Consider the following 18,949-nt stretch of genomic DNA (forward strand, 5'->3'; position numbering starts at 1 on the left):
TGCTGGTAACCAGTGCAGTGACGATGATGTGTGTAGCCCGGATCCTAGCCGTATTGAGCGAATGCATCAGGCCCCCACTTCATTGCTAGGTCAGCTACGGCCCAATGGTGGCCAGTCCAGTTCAATCCGCCGCGTGAAACATACTCCACTGATGGTACGGGAGCTGATGTCGAAGAGTCCTTGGCGGGCTCAGTGTGTTCGCCAAGTATGAATAGATACGACACTTCCGCGTCATAGTTGTCCGAGTTTTCGTGAGATACTTGATGCTCATCCAGTGTTGCTTCGGACCAGAAGGTTTCGTGAGCTTTGAGGTCCTCGACCTGTTCGAGAAGGGTTGCGCATGACTCGCAGTTTTCGCTGTAAAGAGTCGACAGGAGATCGGTGTCCCCGCTCTGGTGCGCCCACATGAGGACGGCGATGTAGTACTTGAAGGCTTGTTCGGCGCCTTCGGGGGTGTTTTGGTCCATGCCGGGATAGTCAGCGGGATCGGGTGCGGGGATGCTGGCGGCCAGGTCATCGCTACCACTGTCGCCGCCGGCGTTGCTTGCTGCTGTGTTGTCGGTCCCGCCGTTGTCGCTGGCGCCGCCGTTGTCGCTGCTGGTGCTGAGATCGGGGACCGTGCCGTCCAGGCCGTTGTCGGGCGGCTCGTCTCCGCCGCAGGCAGACAGGGCGAGCATGAGTGCGGCGGATGCGGCGAGCACGCGTGCGCCGCGGCGCTGCCTCCCTGAGCGGGCAGGTGTTGCGCCAGGCACCAGGCCAGTCGAGGCGTTGGGCATGGCGCCAGGCGGCGCACCGGCAGGGCCAGCCAGCATCGCCTCAGGCGAGAGAGCAGCGTGATCGCTGTGCTTGGCGTGACGGGGCGTGGCGGGGACAGTGCGGCGCTGCATGCGGGGACCTCGACTCATCCGGGCTCGGGGACACCAGCACGGTAGGCAGACCCCACCAGCCCACGCCACGGGACCGCCGTGGATGTGGATAACCCACCCACCAGGAGGAATCGTGACGCTCGATCCTGCCCGCTGCGCTGAACAGCGGCCGCCGCGCCGCGAGCGCAACCCGCAAGCCCGCTGTCCAGGTCAAGGCGTGTAGCGCCTAGCATGACAGCATGCCTGCTCACCCCGTGGCCGACGATCCGGGCGCCGTCCCCGCTGCCGCTGTTCCTGCTGATTCCATCGGCGATGGTCTCCCCGTGTCGGCCCCTGCTGTATCTGCCGCCAGCCCCCACGCTGCTAGCCGCCCTGTGCTTGAAGCGGGCGTGCTGACCCTCGCCGCCACCCCGATCGGCAATCCTCTGGACGCATCGGTCCGTCTGCGGCTCGCACTCGCGCAAGCCGAGCTCATCGCCGCCGAGGACACGCGTCGCCTGGCCCGCCTTGCCTCCGACCTGCAGGTAAAGATGACCGGGACCGTGCTCTCGTACCACGAGCACAACGAGGCTGAGCGGACGGGTCGGTTGCTGGAGGCGCTTGCAGCGGGAGATCGGGTTCTCCAGGTCACGGACGCTGGCATGCCGGTGGTCTCTGACCCCGGGTTCCGCGCGGTGCAAGCGGCCGTCGACGCCGGGTTCCCTGTCACCGTGCTGCCGGGGCCGTCGGCTGTTCTCACTGCTCTGGCTGCCTCGGGGTTGCCTAGCGACCGCTTCGCCTTCGAAGGCTTCCCGCCGCGGCGGGACGGCCGACGGGCCGCCGCATTCGCACCGCTTGTTCAGGAAGAACGCACCCTGGTGTTCTTCGAGTCGCCCCGCCGCACTGCCGCGACCCTTGAGGCAATGGTCGAAGCATTCGGCCCTGAACGCCGGGCAGCCGTCTGCCGAGAGCTGACGAAGACCCACGAGGAGAGCATTCGCGGCACGCTCGAAGAGCTCGCCCGGTGGGCGCAGGGCACCGAGGTGCTTGGTGAGATCGTGATCGTCATCGCCGGGGCTCAGCCCGTTGCCGCCGACCCGGCAGATCTGGTGCCTGAGGTGCTTGAGCGTGCACAGGCGGGGGAACGTCTCAAAGATGCAGCGAAGGTGGTCGCTGCGGCAGCTCGTGGCGTGACGTCACGCGAGCTGTACCAGCTGGCTCTGCGCTGCCGTGAAGAACGGCAGAGCTGAGTCGGCCGCCCGGCTGTCGACGGGACCGCGCGGCCGCAGTGCGTGCGCGCCCCGCGAGTGCGTGCGCCCCGTGCGCTGTCGCGAGACGCAAACCCATCCGTGGGGCAGGAGTGAACTCTCCGAGACACGAACGAGCCCCCGACCGTAGTGGCCAGGGGCTCGAACTGGAGGGGGAGGGACTGCTCAGACGCGATCAGTCGTCAATCTGCAGCAGACCACGCTGGTACGCCTTCGCGAGGCGACGCGGCACCTGAGCGGTGCGGCCACGCACCGAGACCTGCACGAGGTCAGTGCCAGTAGCCTTCCACTGGGCGCGGCGGGACCGGGTGCGAGCCCGGGACATCTTGAACTTGGGCACTGCCATGGGACGCTCCTTGACGGTCCGGAGAATGGTTCAGGATGGCGCGCTGTTATGCGACGGCCCCGGCGACCGCGGTCGCCGGGGCGCGCAAAAGCACGCGCAACGACCGACTATTGTGCCACAGCTTGCCCGCAAGCGCCCCCGTGGGCGGCGTGAGGTGCACCACCGGCGGTTGTTCATCTGGCGGTGCCGCGCCCGTCATCGGCTCCCCACTCCTACCATGGGGCCCATGCCCGATCCCGCCCGCCCTGTTCGTTCCCGTGAGGACATCGATCCGCAACGGTCCTCCCGTGACCGTTCTTGGCCGCCTGCACCCGAGGCGCTGCCGTATCCGGTGATCGACAACCATTGCCATCTCGACTTCGCCGACGGCGACGCCGAACTGACCGTTCACGACCACGCCCGTCGGGCGGCTCAGGTTGGTGTCGAGGGGCAGATCACGATCGGCTCCGATATTGACGCGGTGCACTGGACCGCGACTCTGCTCGCCTCGGAGGACTGCCCCTCCTCGCTGCGCGGCGGCGTCGCGATCCACCCCAACGAAGCCCCACTGCATCGGCGCGGTCATGACCATGAGGGGCGGGAGATGATCTCCCTGGATGATGCGCTCGCGGTCGTTGATCGCCTGGTGCGCGGTTCCGGCATGGTGACGGTGGGGGAGACGGGACTGGACTGGTTCCGCACCTCACGCAAGGACGAGGCGGCCCGTGCCGCCCAGATCGACGCCTTCCGTGCTCATATCGCGCTCGCCAAGGAGACTGGGCTGCCGATGCAGATCCACGACCGCGACGCGCACCGGGACGTTCTTGAGGTGCTCGACGCCGATGGCGCCCCGGAGCGCACTGTTCTGCACTGCTTCTCCGGTGATGCTGAGTTCGCCCGTGCCTGCGTGGAGCGGGGCTTCTACCTGTCTTTCGCCGGCACCGTGACCTTCAAGAACGCGCAGAACCTGCGCGACGCACTGGCCGAGGTCGGCATCGAGCGGGTGATGGTGGAGACCGACGCCCCGTTCCTCACCCCTGTGCCCTACCGCGGACGCCCGAACTCCTCCTACCTCGTTCCGCTGACCATGGCGCAGATCGCCGAGTCAGCCGGCGTGGACTTGGAGCAGGCATGCCGGCGCGTGGCTGCGACCACCCGCGAGGTCTACGACTGGCCCACCGCATGAGCGAACTGCTGTCCGCCCGGAACGTGCGTCAACTCGCCGCCGCCGCCCGGATCCATCCCTCCAAGCAGCGCGGCCAGAACTTCGTGGTCGACCCCAATACTGTGCGGGCGATCGTTGACCGTGCAGGTGTGACGCGCGGCGACGCAGTGCTCGAAATCGGTCCCGGTCTCGGATCCCTCACGCTCGGGCTGCTCGAGGCCGGCGCCGACGTCGCCGCGATCGAGATCGACAGCGGGCTTGCCCGGCTACTGCCGCAGACCCTCACCGCCCGCGGTATCGACCCTGAACGTTTCCGGCTCGTGCACGCCGACGCACTCGCTGTGCACGAACTGCCGGTTCTGCCGCGAACCGGGCCGCCGCGAACACTGGTGGCGAACCTGCCATACAACGTGGCCACCCCGATCCTGCTCACGCACCTGGAGCGTTTCGAGCAGATCGACCGTGCTGTCGTGATGGTGCAGTCCGAGGTGGTGGATCGGCTCTGCGCCGGCCCCGCATCCAAGGTGTATGGAGCACCGAGCGTGAAAGCTGCCTGGTATGGCCGCGCCGAGCATGCCGGGCGGATCTCCCGGCAGGTGTTCTGGCCCGTGCCGAATGTCGACTCCGCTCTTGTCGCACTCACGCGGCGTGAGACGCCACTGGGCAGCGCGGACGAGCGTGAACGGACCTTCGCGCTCATCGACGCCGCCTTCGCGCAGCGCCGCAAGACACTGCGCGCTGCCCTCGCGAGCATGTTCGGATCTGGTGCCCAGGCTGAGGTAGTGCTCGAGGCTGCCGGAATCGACCCCACGCGTCGCGGTGAAACCCTCACCGTGGACGACTTCCTGGCGATCACCCGCGCCACCAGCGCCACGGATCGTGTGGGTGACGAGGCCGGCACCGCTGCACGCAAGGGCGCAGCCTCGATGGGGGAGAGGCGACAGGATGATGCAGGCCGCCCTGAAAACGGAGCGGGCGCATGACCGGCCCGCAGCGCATCGTCGCGACCGCGCCTGGGAAGATCAATCTCTCGCTGCGCGTCGGCGCCGCTGATGAGCGTGGCTATCACGCCCTCGCCACTGTGTTCCAGGCAGTTGATCTGCTGGAGACCGTCACGGCCGAAGCTGCTGAGCAGATGTCGTTGCGCATCGACTCACGTGTTGGCGGGCATGTCCCCGCTGACGGCTCCAACCTCGCGTTACGCGCCGCTGAACTGTTGCGCCGCGCCTACGGGACAGATAAGGCCGCCGCGCTTCACATCGACAAGCGCGTTCCCGTCGCCGGTGGCATGGGCGGTGGGTCAGCCGACGCCGCAGCGACTCTCGTTGCTCTGAACCAGCTGTGGGGACTCGGCGCCACAACGGAGGAGCTGTGCCAGCTGGGCGCCGAACTCGGCGCTGACGTCCCCTTCGCGGTGCTCGGCGGTACCGCACTCGGGGAAGGCACCGGAACTGAGCTCACGCCTGTGCCATGCCGGGGTGCATGGCATTGGGTGCTCGCCGTACCGGGCGGATTCCTCTCCACCCCGGACGTGTACCGCCGCTTCGATGCCCTCGCGCAGGGTGTTCCGACGCGACCCCAACCGGATCACGACCAACTGGCAGCGCTTGCCGCTGGTGATGTGGACGCCGCCGCTGCAACCATCGCCAATGATCTGCAAGCCGCCGCCTGTGATCTGCGGCCCGATCTCGCCGACGCATTGGCTGCCTGCATCGAAGCAGGTGCTCTCGCTGCCGTCGTCTCCGGCTCCGGGCCGACCCTCATGCTGCTGGCCCGAGACGCGGATCATGCGGAGCGGCTCGCGCAGGAGCTCCCGCAGCGAGGCGTGGTGCAGCGTGCGTATGCAACTGTTGGGCACGTGCCGGGGGCGCGGATCGTGGGATCGTGAGCCGCTGTTTCAGTCCAGCTCGATCGACAGCTCCAACCACCGTTCCTCGAGCGCATCGGCCTCGGCTTCCGTTGCACGGACTTTCTCCATCCGGGCCGACAATTCCATGTAGTCAGCGGGATCGACGTCGGCCATCGCCGTTCGGGCGCTATCGGCGTGGGCACGCAGCTTGGAGATTTTTCGCTCAAGCGCACCCATCTCCTTTTCGGCTGCACGACGCTCTGCACCCGTGAAGCCTTTCTGCCCCGCAGCTGAGCTCGATGCATCCTGGGATGCGCTCTCAACGCTTCCGGTGTAGTCAGCGCGCGAACGCAGCTCGAGATACTGCTCGACACCTCCCGGCAGGTGACGCACCTGTCCGTCGAGCACCGCGTACTGCAGGTCCGTCACCCGCTCGAGCAGATAGCGGTCATGGGAGACCACCAATAGCGGCCCCGGCCAGGTATCCAGCAGGTCCTCCATCGCGGCGAGCATGTCGGTGTCCATGTCGTTCGTCGGCTCATCCAGCACCAACACGTTCGGCTCATCAAGCAGCGTCAGCAGCAGGTCCAGGCGACGCTGCTGCCCACCGGACAGCTCCCCGATACGGGCCTTCAGATGCGCTGCGCTGAACCCCAGGCGCTCGAGCAGCTGACCGGGGGAGACGTCGTCCTTCCCCGCCCGGTAGCTGCTGCGGTATCGGCCCACCACGTCACAGACCCGTTCGTCCAGATGCTCCCCCAGCCCCTCGAGACGCTGGGACACCTGCCGCACTGTCACTGTCTTCCCGCGCTTCACCCGCCCCGCGAGCGGTGCGAGGTCACCTGTCACCAGGGCGAGCAGCGTGGACTTCCCAGCGCCGTTCGGCCCCAGAATGCCGATCCGGTCGGCCGGACCGACGTGCAGCGTCACGTCGGAGAGCACCGGCTGTCCGTCGTATCCAGCATCGACATCCAGCAGATCGATCACGTCACGGCCGAGCCGAGAGGTGGCCAGCTGGGTGAGCTCCACGGTGTCGCGTACCGGTGGCTCACCGGCGATCAGCGCATTCGCGGCATCGATGCGGAACTTCGGTTTCGAGGTGCGCGCCGGGGCGCCGCGCCTCAGCCACGCGAGCTCCTTACGCATGAGGTTCTGCCGTCGCGCCTCGATCGCTGCAGCCTGCCGATCACGTTCCACACGCTGCAGAACATAGGCGGCGTATCCGCCCTCGAAAGGATCGACGACTCCGTCGTGCACCTCCCACATGCGGGTGCAGACAGCATCGAGGAACCAGCGGTCATGGGTGACCACCACCAAGCCGCCGGTGCCCGCAGACCAGCGGGTGCGCAGATGGTCCGCGAGCCACGCGATGCCCTCGACATCGAGGTGGTTCGTCGGCTCATCCAGCAGCAGCACGTCCCAGTCGCCCACCAGCAGTGCGGCCAGATGCACACGCCGCACCTGGCCGCCAGAGAGCTGAGCGAGGTCGGCCTCCAGATCGATCCCGCCGAGCAGACCGCGCAGCACGTCGCGGATCCGCGGATTCGAGGCCCACTCATGCTCGGGACGGTCACCCACCACGCGCGTGCGCACACTCACCCCGGCAGAGGCATCATCGAGCTGATCGAGCACTCCTACGCGCACGCCGCCGCGCACCGTCACACGACCCTCGTCCGGCTCGCGCGTGCCCGCAAGCAGACTGAGCAGGGTGGACTTGCCGTCCCCGTTGCGGCCCACGACGCCGACGCGATCGCCGTCCTCGATCCCCACGGTGATGGAGTCCAGTAGGACGCGATCGGGCAGGGCGACGTGCATGCTGTGCCCGCCAAGCAGATGTGCCATGGAATGCCTCGGTGAGTCGGTGAGTCGGTGAGTCAGTGGGGCAGAGAGCAGGTCTAGCGGTGGACAGTGAACGCTCCAGACCGTTCGCTCGAACCTGCTCCGGATCGACGGCGGTGATGAACACGGAGCGAGCGCCGTGCGTCCTTCTCGCCCTCAGCCCGTCGGCGGGTGCTCAAAGGCGAGCAGAAGCAGACGGAGCTGCTGCGCGAGCGTCTGTTGCTCGGCCTCGTCCAACGGCGCCAGCAGCGTCGCCTCAGCTGCGACGAGGGCAGTGATCGCGTCATCCACCCGAGTGATGCCGTCGGCCTCGAGATGCACCCGCACACCACGCCCGTCATCCGGATTGCGCTCGCGGCGCACCAGACCGCGTGAGACGAGCTTGTCCACCCGCGCTGTGACAGTGCCGCTGGTGACCATCGTTTGCGCACCAAGGGCACCGGGGGAGAGAGCGCCATCGGGGCTGCGGCGCAGCGCGGCGAGCATGTCGAACTCCCAGCCTTCGATGCCCGCCTGGACGAAGGCCCGACGTCGCGCGGCATCCAGATACCGCGCAAGACGTGTGAGCCGAGAGAGCACAGCCATCGGCTGGGTGTCGAGCTCCGGGAGAGCCTGGGCCCACCCGCTGATGATCCGGTCGACCTCGTCCTGCTCAGGCTCCGGGCCGGTGCTCTCCTGCGGCGACATGCCCGAGAGTCTACGGGGCGGCCCCGAAACCACCGTGCTCCGTCCAGCAGCATCTCTCGCGCTGGCCGTCGGTGACAGAAGAATGCGCAGGACTGGAGGCCGCGTCTCTCAGCGTTCCGTGAGCTCCGGGGCGCGCTCGAGACCGGCGAGGCCACGCCAGGCCAGATTCACCATCCGCGCGGCGAGCTGCTCCTTGGGCGGTGAACGGTGCTCGAGCCACCACTGACCGGTGAACGCCACCATGCCCACGAGCATCTGTGCATACAGCGCAGCGTCATGCACCCGGTATTTCCGCGTCCGGAAATGCAGGGCAAGAATCGACTCCGCCGTCGTAGCCACATCGCCGAGCAGGGAGGAGAAGGTGCCGGATCCGCGCTCGACGGGGGAGTCGCGCACCAGGATCCGGAACCCGTCCTCGTTCTCCTCGATATATGTCAGGAAGGCGAGCGCTGCCCGCTCGACCAGAACACGCGGATGCGCCGAGGCGTCCTCCAGCGCGGTCTCCAGCTCACTGAGGAGAGTCTGTGTCTCGCGGTCCACCACCACCGCATACAGCCCCTCCTTCCCGCCGAAATGCTCGTACACGATTGGCTTGGACACCTTGGCGCGAGCAGCGATCTCCTCGACGCTTGTGGCGTCATACCCCTTCTCCGCGAACAGACGACGGCCCACGGCGAGCAGCTGCTCGCGTCGCTCGCGACCCGTCATACGCACAGCACGCGGGCGCGCGGAATGCTTCTCGGCCATGCCCGCAGTCTCCCACGGCGACAGGTTGCTCCGCGCGGACGGTACGATGACCAGGCGCCCGGGATGGTGACCCGCCCGTGGTCCGCCATGGTGTAATCGGCAACACCTCAGATTTTGGTTCTGAAGTTTCAGGTTCGAGTCCTGATGGCGGAACGACGACTGCCGCGTGGCGGCCGTTAGACGTTCGATCCCAACCCGAGGAGACCACCGTGGTCTGTCCCGCCCCTGCCGCTGTCATCGTGCTCGCCGCAGGAGCGGGCACACGGATGAAATCTCGCACCCCCAAGGTTCTGCACCCGATCGCCGGACGCAGCCTCCTGATGCACGCCGTCACCGCTGCGCGCGGTGCCGAGCCGAAGGAGCTCGTCGTCGTGGTGCGGCACGAACGCGACCAGGTGGCGGAGCACCTCGAGGCATCGGATGCCGCCGTGCTCGTGGCCGACCAGGACGAGGTGCCTGGCACCGGCCGCGCCGTGCAGTGCGGGCTGGAGAAGGTGACGGCGAGCGAAGGCACCGTGCTCGTCACCTACGGCGACGTCCCACTGCTGGACGCGCCCACACTGCGTGAGCTGACCGAAGTCCACGAGGACAGCGGCGCCGCCGTCACAGTGCTCACCGCGCATGTCGACGACCCCACCGGCTATGGCCGCATCCTGCGCAGCGACGACGGCAGCGAGGTGCTCGGCATCGTCGAGCACAAGGACGCTGACGAGACCCAACGCGCCATCCACGAGATCAACTCCGGCATCTACGCCTTCGACCTTGCCGTGCTGCGTCGCGCTCTCGACGAGGTCACCACTGACAATGCCCAGGGCGAAATGTATCTGACCGACGTGCTCGCTATCGCCCGCGCCCACGGTGGCGCGGTGCGTGCGCTGGTCACTGGTGATGCCATGCTGGTCGAGGGCGCGAATAACCGCGTGCAACTCGCCCAGCTCGGCAAGGAGCTCAACCGTCGCATCCTCGAGCGGCACATGCGAGCGGGCGTGACAATCATCGACCCCGACACCACCTGGATCGACGCCGACGTGCAGATCGGACAGGACACCACCATTCGCCCCGGCGTGCAGCTGCACGGTGCGACCGTGATCGGGCAGGACGCGCAGGTCGGTCCCGATTCCACGCTGATCGACACCCGTGTGGACGACGGCGCCCAGGTAGTGCGCACCGAGTCGCACGGTGCAGTGATCGGTGCCGGTGCGACCGTCGGCCCCTTCACCTACCTGCGGCCCGGCACGGTGCTGGGGGAGAGCGGGAAGATCGGCGGCTTCTGCGAGACGAAGAACGCCGTGATCGGGCCGAAGGCGAAGGTGCCCCACCTGAGCTATGTGGGCGACGCTGAGATCGGGGAGGGCACCAACATCGGGGCGGCCACGATCTTCGCCAACTATGACGGCGTCAACAAACACCGCACGACTGTCGGCAAGCATGTACGAGTCGGCTCAGACAACGTGCTGGTAGCCCCTGTGGCGATCGGAGACGGAGCCGCGACCGGCGCCGGCACCACAGTGCGCAAGGATATTCCGCCGGGCGCTCTGGCCGTCAATGCGGTCAGCCAGCGGAACGTGGAAGGATGGACTATGCGTCGACGTGCGGGCACCGCCGCCGAACAGGCCGCTCGGGCAGCGCTCGACGCGGCCGGACAGACCCCCGGATCGGGCCAGGACGACAAGGAGCGGGAACAGCGATGAGCGGGATCGTCACCACCGGAGAGAAACGACTGGTCCTCGCGACGGGGCGTGCGCACCCCGTGCTCGCGCAGGAAGTGTCCGAGGAGCTCGGGGTCGAGGTCCTCCCGATGGATGCGTGGGACTTCGCCAACGGTGAGATCTACGTGCGCTATGGCGAATCCGTGCGCGGCACCGACGCGTTCGTGCTGCAGTCCCATCCGGCTCCCATCAACACGTGGCTGATGGAGCACCTGATCATGATCGATGCCCTCAAGCGGGCGTCGGCCAAGCGCATCACCGCGATCGCACCGTCGTTCCCCTACGCCCGCCAGGATAAGAAGCATCGTGGCCGCGAGCCGATCTCCGCTCGTCTGGTGGCGGACCTGTACGAGACCGCGGGCGTGGACCGGATGATCTCCGTTGATCTGCACGCTCCGCAGGTCCAGGGGTATTTCGCGAAGCCCGTCGACCATCTGATGGCGCTGCCGATCCTCGCGGACTACGTCCAGGGCAAGTACGGCGACGAGGATCTGGCGGTTGTCTCCCCGGATGCTGGACGCATCCGCGTGGCTGAACAGTGGGCCAAGCGCCTGGGCGGGGTGGGACTGGCGTTCATCCACAAATCGCGTGACCCCAAGCGCCCCAACCAAGCTGTGGCCAAGCGCGTCATCGGCGACGTTGCGGGCAAGACCTGCATCCTGGTCGACGACATGGTGGACACCGCCGGCACGATTGTGCAGGCCGTCGAGGCACTGGTGAAGCACGACGCCTCCTCTGTGGTGGTCGCCACGACGCATCCGATCTTCTCCGACCCGGCCACGGATCGCCTGCGCAGCTGTGGCGCCCGCGAAGTGGTGTGCACCAACACGTTGCCGATCCCGCCGGAGAAGCAGTTCGAGCAGCTCACCCAGCTGTCGATCGCGCCGCTCATCGCCCGTGCGATCCGCGCGGTCTTCGACGACGGGTCGGTGACGAGCTTGTTCGACGGCGAAGTCTGATTCGCATCGGTGCGATCGGGCGGTCGACTGGCTCGATACAGCCGGTCAGTCCCTGAGAGCTGACGCACGCCGTCGTGAGCGGCATGCCGTGCATCACTCCTTGGTGCCGTCCCGGCTCCTGAATCCGCATGTCGTGGTAACCTCCTGCGGTCACTTCGGCGAGGGAGCGGCTTGCCCGACTCCGTGATCGACGCGGTGCGCAGCGAAGGGCCCTGCCCACGCCTGCTCCCGATCGAGCCTCGCCGCCGAGAGCCATCACGAGGAGCACACCATGGCTGAGAAGCTGAACGTCGAGCTGCGCGAAAACTTCGGCAAGGGCGCTGCCCGCCGCATCCGCGCCGAGCACAAGGTCCCCGCCGTCCTGTACGGCCACGGCACCGACCCGGTCCACCTGGTCCTGCCCGGCCACGAGACCGCGCTCGCCGCCCGCAACCCCAACGCTCTGCTTGAGCTCGTGCTGCCCGACGGCACCAGCCACATGGGCCTGATGAAGGACATCCAGCGCCACCCGCTCAAGCGCACGCTGACCCACCTGGACCTGATCATCGTCCGTCGCGGCGAGAAGGTGGAGGTCGATATCCCCGTCACCATCACCGGCGAGCCCGTGTCCCCGGCCATCGCGGTGGTGGAGGAGCAGACCCTCACCATCTCGGTGGATGCCCTCAAGGTGCCTGAGAGCATCGAGATCACCGTCGAGGAGAAGGAAGACGGCTACCAGGTCTTCGCCGGTGACGTCATCCTTCCCGAGGGCGCAGAGCTTGTCTCCGACGCTGAGCTGCTCGTCGTCGGCGTGCAGATCCCGAAGGTCGAGGAAGAGCCGGAGGATGAGGAGACCGAGGGCGCTGAGGACGACGCGCCTGAAGGCGCCGAGGGCGAGAGCTCCGAGGAGTCCTCCGAGCAGGAGTGACCCGAGGGGCGTCCAACGCCCACCGCCCGCGGGAGCGTGTCCCGTCTACCACGTCACCGGGGCGTCGCGTTTGTCGCGGCGCCCCGGTACCGTCATCCGGGGCGACTGCGGATGTGTGCAGCGCGCCGTGAGCATCGAGGAGCACCACAGCATGCGCAGCAGCAACATCGACGGGCCCTGCCTGGTGGTTGGACTGGGCAACCCCGGCCCGAAGTACGCCAGCACCCGGCACAACATCGGGCAGATGGTGCTCGATCACATCGCCCGCGAATCTGGCGGTACCTTCTCCGCTGCCCGCCGCGCTCAAGCCGTGCTTCTCGAGGGCCGGATCGGGCTGCCGGGGGCAGATCACCGTGTGATCCTGGCGAAGCCGACGACCTATATGAACACCTCGGGTGGTCCCGTGAAGGCGCTCGCCGACTACTACTCCATCCCGCCGGAGCGCGTCATCGCGGTGCACGACGAGATCGACATCCCCTTCGACACGATCCGCCTCAAGCGTGGCGGCGGAGAGGGCGGGCACAACGGCCTGCGCTCGATCACCTCCGCCCTCGGCACCAAGGACTACCTCCGGGTCCGCGTCGGCGTGGGCCGCCCCGTCGGACAGCGCGACACCGCTGACCATGTGCTCGCCCCCTTCACATCCACCGAGCAGAAGACCCTGGACCTGCTCGTTGCCGACGGCGCCGATGCTGTCGAACAGCTCGTGCTTGAGGGCCTCGAGGCCGCCCAGCTCCGCTTCCACTCGCGGAGCGCGCGATGAACGCCGACGTTTCAACGGCGCCGCTGACCGCCCTCCTGGACCACGTCAGTGCCTTCGAGGACCTCGCTCGCATGCGCCAGGCGGCAGCGGACGCGGTTGCTGAAGGCGGCGAGTCGAGCCTTGTCGCCGCTCCCGGTCTGCACCCTTTCATCGTTGCGGACCTTGCACGCACGGCGAGCGTCGACGAGCCACTTGTCGTCATCACCCCCACGACCCGCGCGGCGCAGGACCTGCGCGCGGCGCTCGCTGCCCTGCGCGGCATCGAGGACGTGGCAGAGCTGCCCGCCTGGGAGACCCTGCCCCATGAGCGTCTGTCGCCGCGCGCCGACACCGTCGCGCACCGTCTGACCACTCTGCGGCGGCTCGCGCATCCCGAAGACGGCTCCCCGGTACGCGTGCTGCTCATGCCTGTGCGCTCCCTCCTGCAGCCGGTCGCGCAGGGCCTGGGGGATCTACGGCCTGTTCATGCCCAGGTCGGGGAGGAGCACCCGCTCGAGCAGCTTGAGCAGGAGCTCGTTGATGCCGCCTATGTGCGGGTGGACATGGTTGAAAAACGCGGCGAGTTCGCGGTTCGCGGCGGCATTCTCGATGTCTTCCCGCCCACGGAGCCCCATCCGGTCCGCGTGGATCTCTTCGGCGACGAGATCGACGAGATCCGCTGGTTCTCGGTGGCGGACCAACGTTCCCTGGATCCGGTCCCGCATGGGCTGCGTGCACCTGCCTGCCGTGAAATCCTGCTCAGCCCTGCGGTGCGGGAGCGCGCTGCCGCCCGAGCGGAGGAACTGCCCGGCGTACGCGACATGCTCGAGCGCATCGCCGCCGGCATCGCCGTGGAAGGCATGGAATCCCTGAGCCCTGTGCTAGTGGACCGCATGGAACAGGTCTCTGATGCCCTGCCTGCCGCAGCGCGCTTCCTGGTGATCGACCCGGAGAAGACGCGCGCCCGCGCCGCCGAGCTCGTTGCCACCACGGACGAGTTCCTCGCCGCTGCCTGGTCGAGCGCAGCGGCCGGTGGTGGTCTGCCGATCGACGTTGGCGCCGCGAGCTTCATCCCTCTGCCCGATGCGCGCGACCATGCCCGCGCCGGCGGTCGTGCCTGGATCACCCTGGGCTCCTTCGGGCTGGACGACGTCGCCGACGTCACCGGCCGGGTGCGAGCCCACCCGGGATACTCCGGACGACCCGGTGACGCAGCGAAGGACCTCGAGGCGCACCGCCGTGACGGCTGGCGCATTGTCGCCACCATGGTCGGGGCCGGTGGCGCCCGCCACGTCGCGCAGTCGCTGCGTGAGGAGGGACTTCCTGCCGTCCACGCAGCTCGCCTCGCCGAGCCGGTCGAGCCAGGCGAAGCCGTTGTCACAATGGGCCCATTCACGGAGGGCTTCATCGCCCCCGATGAGCGCTTCATACTGGCGAGTGAACGCGACCTCACTGGAAAATCCGGGGCACGGCGCGGCGAAGCCCGACGTATGCCGTCGCGACGCCGCAACGTGGTCGACCCCCTGCAGCTGCGGCCGGGGGACCACGTGGTCCACGCCCATCATGGTGTCGGACGCTTCGTCGAGATGACCAGCCGCACCGTCGGCGCTGGCGCCAAGCGCACCACCCGCGAGTACCTGGTCATCGAATACGCACCCTCCAAGAAGGGCCAACCCGGCGACCGTCTGTACGTGCCGAGCGACCAGCTGGACCAAGTCACCAAATATGTCGGTGGCGAGGAACCCAGCGTCAACCGGATGGGCGGCTCCGACTGGGCACGCACCAAGTCCCGCGCCCGCCGGGCCATCCGCGAGATCGCCGACGAGCTCGTGCGCCTGTATTCCGCGCGACAGGCCGCCTCCGGGCATGCTTTCGGCCCCGATACGCCGTGGCAGCGCGAGCTCGAGGACGCCTTCGAATTCGTCGAGACCCCCGACCAGCTCTCCACTATCGATGACGTCAAGAAGGACATGGAGAAGCCGGTCCCGATGGATCGTCTGGTGCTGGGCGACGTCGGCTACGGCAAGACGGAGATCGCCGTGCGCGCCGCCTTCAAGGCCGTGCAGGACGGCAAACAGGTCGCTGTGCTCACCCCCACGACACTGCTCGCGAAACAGCACTTGGAGACCTTTTCGGAGCGCTACGCCGGATTCCCCGTCACGGTGCGGCCGCTCAGCCGATTCCAGACGCCGCAGGAGTCAGAGGCCACCATCGACGGAATCGCCGACGGCAGCGTGGATGTGGTGATCGGAACGCATCGGTTGCTCACCGGCCAGGTGCGCTTCAAGGACCTGGGCCTGCTCATCGTCGACGAGGAACAGCGTTTCGGTGTCGAGCACAAGGAGACCCTGAAGGCCTTGCGCACCAACGTGGATGTGCTCTCGATGAGCGCCACGCCGATCCCGCGCACCCTCGAAATGGCCGTGACGGGGATTCGTGAGATGTCGATCCTCGCGACTCCGCCGGAGGAGCGACACCCTGTGCTGACCTACGTGGGAGCCACCGACGACAAACAGGTCACCGCCGCGATCCGCCGCGAGCTGCTGCGTGAGGGACAGGTGTTCTACATCCACAACCGGGTTGAGGACATCGACCGCGTGGCACAGCATCTGCGTGAACTCGTCCCGGACGCACGAGTGCAGGTGGCCCACGGCAAGATGAACGAGCATCAGCTCGAGCGGGTGATCGTCGACTTCTGGGAGAAAGAGTTCGACGTCCTGGTGTGCACCACCATCGTGGAGACCGGCCTCGACATCGCCAACGCCAACACCCTCATCGTGGATAGTGCCGATAGATTCGGCCTCAGTCAGCTGCACCAGCTGCGTGGTCGCGTGGGCCGCTCCAGCGAACGTGCCTACGCCTACTTCCTCTACGACGGCTCCAAGCCGCTCACCGAGACAGCGCACGACCGCCTCACCACACTCGCCGCCAACACCGATCTGGGGGCGGGTATGCAGGTGGCGATGAAGGACCTCGAGATCCGTGGCGCCGGCAACCTGCTCGGCGATGAACAGTCCGGCCACATCGCCGGAGTGGGCTTCGACCTGTATGTGCGCATGGTGGGCGAGGCCGTGGCCGCCTTCCGCGGTGAGGCAGGAGCCCCCGAGAAGGACGTCCGCGTCGAACTGCCGCTGGATGCCCACGTGCCCCATGAATACATCTCCTCGGAGCGGCTGCGCTTGGAGGCGTACTCCAAGATCTCCGCGGTGCGCGAGGAGAGCGAGCTGGAGCAGATGCGCGCCGAGCTCGAGGACCGCTACGGCCCGCTGCCGGCACCCGTGGAGGTGCTGCTGGATGTGGCCCGCTTCCGTCTTCAGCTACGCGCAGTCGGACTGGACGAGGTGCAAACCCAAGGCAAGATGATCCGCTTCGCGCACCTGGAGGTGCCGGACTCCGCGGTCATGCGCATGAAGCGCCTGTACCCGGGCACAATCCTCAAGCCCGCCACCCGCCAGGTGCTCGTACCCCGTCCCATGACCTCGCGAATCGGGGGCAGCGAGCTGCGCGACCACGACCTGCTGGAGTGGGCCCGCGCGGTGCTGACCACGCTTGTCCCGAGCACCGGTGAGCAGACGTCGCCGCCATGCGGCACGGGAGAATGAGTATGAACAGGCCGACGAGCGTGCATGAACCGAAGAGCGTGAATGAGCGGGTCGGCATGACCGGACCGAACAACCCAAGCGGCAGCGGTGACGAACATCCCCGCGGCTGGGAGTTGCTGCGCGCTGTTGAGGTGATGGAGGCACTCGCCGCCCCAGACGGCGATGCCTGGACGCACACCCAGACCCACTCGACGCTTGCCCGGTACCTGCTCGAGGAGACTCACGAAGTTCTCGACGTCATTGACGACCCCGCCGGACATGGTCCACAGGCGCTCGCCGACGAGTTGGGAGACCTTCTCTTCCAGATCCTGTTCCACGCCCAGCTCGGCACACGCGAGAACCCCGCGTGGGACATTGACGACGTTGCCCGTGCATTCATCGCGAAGATGGAACGGCGCAATCCGCACGTCTTCGCCGACGACGCCGACCAGGCACTACGCGACCGGGATGATGTGGACGAGATCATCGCCCAGTGGCATGCCGTCAAGGCTGCCGAGCGGGCCAGCGAACAGGATGAGGCCCGCACCGTCGGCCTGCCGGGGTCGGACTGGTTCGCGCACATTCCCGCCCGGCTGCCCGCCCTGCAGACTGCATTGAAAGCTGTGCACCGCGCCCGCTCCGATGGGCGCCTCCAGCAGCTGCGTGATGCGGCTCACCGGGCGGCGAACGAGGACGATGCCGAGGACTGGGCGGCCGACCAGGCGCTCGGGCTGCTTGAGCTGGTGATCGCCGCGGAGAGCCGCGACCGTGACCCCGAGACGGCTCTGCGCACACTGCTGTGCCGGACTGAGCGCATCCTGGCCCAGGGGAACAGCCTGGCTGGAAGTGACCGGGCCCACTCGGAGTGACCAGGCCCAGTCAGCAGGCCAGCGTCATCCCGACCTGTCATGAGGCGTCACCCCAGGCGGGACCGCAGACCTGAGAGGAGCGGATGTGACCGCCTACACTTGACGGCGGGCGGTCAGCGTCGACCGGTCATGTCTGATCCTCACCCGAAGGAAGGAAGAACTCATGGCAGCTTTCATCGATGCCGTCCACGCACGCGAGATCCTCGACTCCCGCGGTAACCCGACTGTTGAGGTGGAGGTCCTCCTCGACGACGAGACCCTCGCCCGCGCAGAGGTTCCCTCTGGTGCGTCCACCGGTGCTTTCGAGGCTGTTGAGAAGCGCGATGGTGACAAGAGCCGCTACCTGGGCAAGGGCGTGACGCAGGCCGTCGAAGCCGTCATCGAGAAGCTTGCCCCCGAGGTCGTCGACATGGACGTGCAGGAGCAGCGCGCGATCGACGCTGTCATGCGCTCCGTTGACGGCACCGACAACAAGGGCTCCCTGGGCGCGAACGCCATCCTGGGCGTCTCCCTCGCCGTGGCGAAGGCTGCTGCTGAGTCCGCTGGCGTGCCGCTGTACCAGTACCTCGGCGGGCCCAACGCCCACGTGCTGCCCGTGCCGATGATGAACATCCTTAACGGTGGCTCCCACGCGGACTCCAACGTCGACATCCAGGAGTTCATGATCGCTCCCATCGGCGCGGAGACTTTCAAGGAGGCCCTGCGTATGGGGGCTGAGGTCTACCACGCGCTGAAGTCCGTGTTGAAGGAACGGGGCCTGGCCACCGGCCTGGGCGATGAGGGTGGCTTCGCTCCGAACCTCGACTCCAACCGTGCTGCTCTCGACCTGATCGTCGAGGCCATCGGCAAGGCGGGCTACACCGCTGGCACCGATGTGGCGCTCGCCCTGGATGTTGCCGCCACCGAGTTCTACCAGGAGGACGGCACCTACCTCTTCGAGGGCGAGGCCAAGTCCACTGAGCAGATGATCGAGTACTACGCCTCCCTCGTGGAGTCCTACCCGCTCGTGTCCATCGAGGACCCGCTGAATGAGGAGGACTGGGACGGCTGGGGCGCCATGACTGAGCGCCTGGGCGACAAGGTCCAGCTTGTGGGCGATGACCTGTTCGTCACCAACCCTGTGCGTCTGGGCAAGGGCATCGAGCAGAAGTCCGCGAATGCGCTGCTGGTGAAGGTCAACCAGATCGGCTCGCTCACCGAGACCTTCGACGCCGTCGAGCTCGCGCACCGCAACGGCTTCCGTTGCATGATGTCTCACCGCTCCGGCGAGACCGAGGACACCACCATTGCGGACCTCGCCGTGGCCACCAACTGCGGTCAGATCAAGTCGGGCGCCCCCGCCCGCGGTGAGCGCGTGAACAAGTACAACCAGCTCCTGCGGATCGAGGAGGAGCTTGGCGAGGCGGCGACCTACGCCGGCGCCGACGCTTTCCCGCGTTTCCAGGCCTGAGGCTGTA

Annotated in this window: 16 protein-coding genes and 1 tRNA gene; 12 read left to right on the plus strand and 5 right to left on the minus strand. The window is 67.4% G+C overall.

Annotation, left to right across the window (positions count from 1 at the left end; translation table 11 throughout):
- Positions 1-44 precede the first annotated feature (44 nt).
- The gene (locus C8271_RS06330; protein WP_106506594.1) at positions 45-887 is read right to left on the minus strand and encodes a DUF6318 family protein; all 843 of its coding nucleotides are present in this window, start codon (positions 885-887) and stop codon (positions 45-47) included.
- A gap of 353 nt (positions 888-1,240) precedes the next feature.
- Here C8271_RS06330 and rsmI point away from each other — a divergent pair, with 353 nt between their 5' ends.
- A complete protein-coding gene (gene rsmI, locus C8271_RS06335; RefSeq protein WP_245921177.1) occupies positions 1,241-2,095 on the plus strand; it encodes a 16S rRNA (cytidine(1402)-2'-O)-methyltransferase in 855 nt (284 codons plus the stop codon).
- Positions 2,096-2,288: 193 nt separating this feature from the next.
- Here the strand turns inward: rsmI and rpmF are convergent, their stop codons facing one another.
- Positions 2,289-2,459, minus strand: a complete 171-nt coding sequence (gene rpmF / locus C8271_RS06340) for a 50S ribosomal protein L32 (RefSeq protein ID WP_106506596.1) — start codon at positions 2,457-2,459, stop codon at positions 2,289-2,291.
- 226 nt (positions 2,460-2,685) lie between these two features.
- Here rpmF and C8271_RS06345 point away from each other — a divergent pair, with 226 nt between their 5' ends.
- From C8271_RS06345 to C8271_RS06355, 3 genes are read left to right on the plus strand one after another with little or no spacing between them, the layout of a single operon-like run.
- Complete coding sequence (locus C8271_RS06345; RefSeq protein WP_106506597.1) at positions 2,686-3,624, plus strand: TatD family hydrolase; 939 nt, start codon at positions 2,686-2,688, stop codon at positions 3,622-3,624.
- On the plus strand, positions 3,621-4,586 hold the full coding sequence (gene rsmA / locus C8271_RS06350; RefSeq protein ID WP_106506598.1) for a 16S rRNA (adenine(1518)-N(6)/adenine(1519)-N(6))-dimethyltransferase RsmA: 966 nt from the start codon (positions 3,621-3,623) through the stop codon (positions 4,584-4,586). The genes C8271_RS06345 and rsmA overlap by 4 nt, the downstream gene beginning before the upstream one ends.
- Positions 4,583-5,491: a 4-(cytidine 5'-diphospho)-2-C-methyl-D-erythritol kinase gene (locus tag C8271_RS06355; protein WP_106506599.1), complete on the plus strand. Its 909-nt coding sequence runs from the start codon at positions 4,583-4,585 to the stop codon at positions 5,489-5,491. Before rsmA ends, C8271_RS06355 begins: the two co-directional genes overlap by 4 nt.
- Positions 5,492-5,500: 9 nt before the next feature.
- Here the strand turns inward: C8271_RS06355 and C8271_RS06360 are convergent, their stop codons facing one another.
- From C8271_RS06360 to C8271_RS06370, 3 genes are all read right to left on the minus strand, one after another.
- Positions 5,501-7,294, minus strand: a complete 1,794-nt coding sequence (locus C8271_RS06360; protein WP_106506600.1) for an ABC-F family ATP-binding cassette domain-containing protein — start codon at positions 7,292-7,294, stop codon at positions 5,501-5,503.
- A gap of 153 nt (positions 7,295-7,447) precedes the next feature.
- Positions 7,448-7,978: a MarR family winged helix-turn-helix transcriptional regulator gene (locus tag C8271_RS06365; protein ID WP_106506601.1), complete on the minus strand. Its 531-nt coding sequence runs from the start codon at positions 7,976-7,978 to the stop codon at positions 7,448-7,450.
- Positions 7,979-8,086: 108 nt separating this feature from the next.
- On the minus strand, positions 8,087-8,725 hold the full coding sequence (locus C8271_RS06370) for a TetR/AcrR family transcriptional regulator (RefSeq protein ID WP_106506602.1): 639 nt from the start codon (positions 8,723-8,725) through the stop codon (positions 8,087-8,089).
- An 81-nt stretch (positions 8,726-8,806) separates the two neighbouring features.
- Between C8271_RS06370 and C8271_RS06375 the strand changes: the two genes are divergently transcribed.
- The 8 genes from C8271_RS06375 to eno all read left to right on the plus strand — a co-directional run bounded on the left by C8271_RS06375 (position 8,807) and on the right by eno (position 18,942).
- A tRNA-Gln gene (locus C8271_RS06375) sits at positions 8,807-8,878 on the plus strand.
- 56 nt (positions 8,879-8,934) lie between these two features.
- On the plus strand, positions 8,935-10,416 hold the full coding sequence (glmU, locus tag C8271_RS06380; RefSeq protein ID WP_106506603.1) for a bifunctional UDP-N-acetylglucosamine diphosphorylase/glucosamine-1-phosphate N-acetyltransferase GlmU: 1,482 nt from the start codon (positions 8,935-8,937) through the stop codon (positions 10,414-10,416).
- The gene (locus C8271_RS06385; RefSeq protein WP_106506604.1) at positions 10,413-11,393 is read left to right on the plus strand and encodes a ribose-phosphate diphosphokinase; all 981 of its coding nucleotides are present in this window, start codon (positions 10,413-10,415) and stop codon (positions 11,391-11,393) included. Before glmU ends, C8271_RS06385 begins: the two co-directional genes overlap by 4 nt.
- Before the next feature lie 271 nt (positions 11,394-11,664).
- Positions 11,665-12,300, plus strand: a complete 636-nt coding sequence (locus tag C8271_RS06390) for a 50S ribosomal protein L25/general stress protein Ctc (RefSeq protein WP_106506605.1) — start codon at positions 11,665-11,667, stop codon at positions 12,298-12,300.
- A 151-nt stretch (positions 12,301-12,451) separates the two neighbouring features.
- Positions 12,452-13,063, plus strand: coding sequence for an aminoacyl-tRNA hydrolase (gene pth / locus C8271_RS06395; RefSeq protein ID WP_106507921.1), 612 nt, complete (start codon positions 12,452-12,454; stop codon positions 13,061-13,063).
- Positions 13,060-16,644, plus strand: a complete 3,585-nt coding sequence (mfd, locus tag C8271_RS06400; RefSeq protein WP_106506606.1) for a transcription-repair coupling factor — start codon at positions 13,060-13,062, stop codon at positions 16,642-16,644. Before pth ends, mfd begins: the two co-directional genes overlap by 4 nt.
- A gap of 56 nt (positions 16,645-16,700) precedes the next feature.
- A complete protein-coding gene (locus C8271_RS06405; protein WP_245920977.1) occupies positions 16,701-17,492 on the plus strand; it encodes a MazG nucleotide pyrophosphohydrolase domain-containing protein in 792 nt (263 codons plus the stop codon).
- 163 nt (positions 17,493-17,655) lie between these two features.
- Positions 17,656-18,942, plus strand: coding sequence for a phosphopyruvate hydratase (gene eno / locus C8271_RS06410; protein WP_106506607.1), 1,287 nt, complete (start codon positions 17,656-17,658; stop codon positions 18,940-18,942).
- The last annotated feature ends 7 nt before the right edge of the window (positions 18,943-18,949 follow it).

The organism is Brachybacterium timonense, assembly GCF_900258505.1.
Classification (GTDB): Bacteria; Actinomycetota; Actinomycetes; order Actinomycetales; family Dermabacteraceae; genus Brachybacterium; species Brachybacterium timonense.

Excerpts from the sequence above, each read along its gene's own strand:
- mfd (WP_106506606.1), top strand. The coding sequence starts at position 13,060 with ATGAACGCCGACGTTTCAACGGCGCCGCTGACCGCCCTCCTGGACCAC.
- rpmF (WP_106506596.1), bottom strand. The coding sequence starts at position 2,459 with ATGGCAGTGCCCAAGTTCAAGATGTCCCGGGCTCGCACCCGGTCCCGC.
- rsmA (WP_106506598.1), top strand. The coding sequence starts at position 3,621 with ATGAGCGAACTGCTGTCCGCCCGGAACGTGCGTCAACTCGCCGCCGCC.
- eno (WP_106506607.1), top strand. The coding sequence starts at position 17,656 with ATGGCAGCTTTCATCGATGCCGTCCACGCACGCGAGATCCTCGACTCC.
- C8271_RS06360 (WP_106506600.1), bottom strand. The coding sequence starts at position 7,294 with ATGGCACATCTGCTTGGCGGGCACAGCATGCACGTCGCCCTGCCCGAT.
- pth (WP_106507921.1), top strand. The coding sequence starts at position 12,452 with ATGCGCAGCAGCAACATCGACGGGCCCTGCCTGGTGGTTGGACTGGGC.
- C8271_RS06405 (WP_245920977.1), top strand. The coding sequence starts at position 16,701 with ATGACCGGACCGAACAACCCAAGCGGCAGCGGTGACGAACATCCCCGC.
- C8271_RS06370 (WP_106506602.1), bottom strand. The coding sequence starts at position 8,725 with ATGGCCGAGAAGCATTCCGCGCGCCCGCGTGCTGTGCGTATGACGGGT.
- C8271_RS06390 (WP_106506605.1), top strand. The coding sequence starts at position 11,665 with ATGGCTGAGAAGCTGAACGTCGAGCTGCGCGAAAACTTCGGCAAGGGC.
- C8271_RS06355 (WP_106506599.1), top strand. The coding sequence starts at position 4,583 with ATGACCGGCCCGCAGCGCATCGTCGCGACCGCGCCTGGGAAGATCAAT.
- C8271_RS06345 (WP_106506597.1), top strand. The coding sequence starts at position 2,686 with ATGCCCGATCCCGCCCGCCCTGTTCGTTCCCGTGAGGACATCGATCCG.
- C8271_RS06365 (WP_106506601.1), bottom strand. The coding sequence starts at position 7,978 with ATGTCGCCGCAGGAGAGCACCGGCCCGGAGCCTGAGCAGGACGAGGTC.
- C8271_RS06330 (WP_106506594.1), bottom strand. The coding sequence starts at position 887 with ATGCAGCGCCGCACTGTCCCCGCCACGCCCCGTCACGCCAAGCACAGC.
- C8271_RS06385 (WP_106506604.1), top strand. The coding sequence starts at position 10,413 with ATGAGCGGGATCGTCACCACCGGAGAGAAACGACTGGTCCTCGCGACG.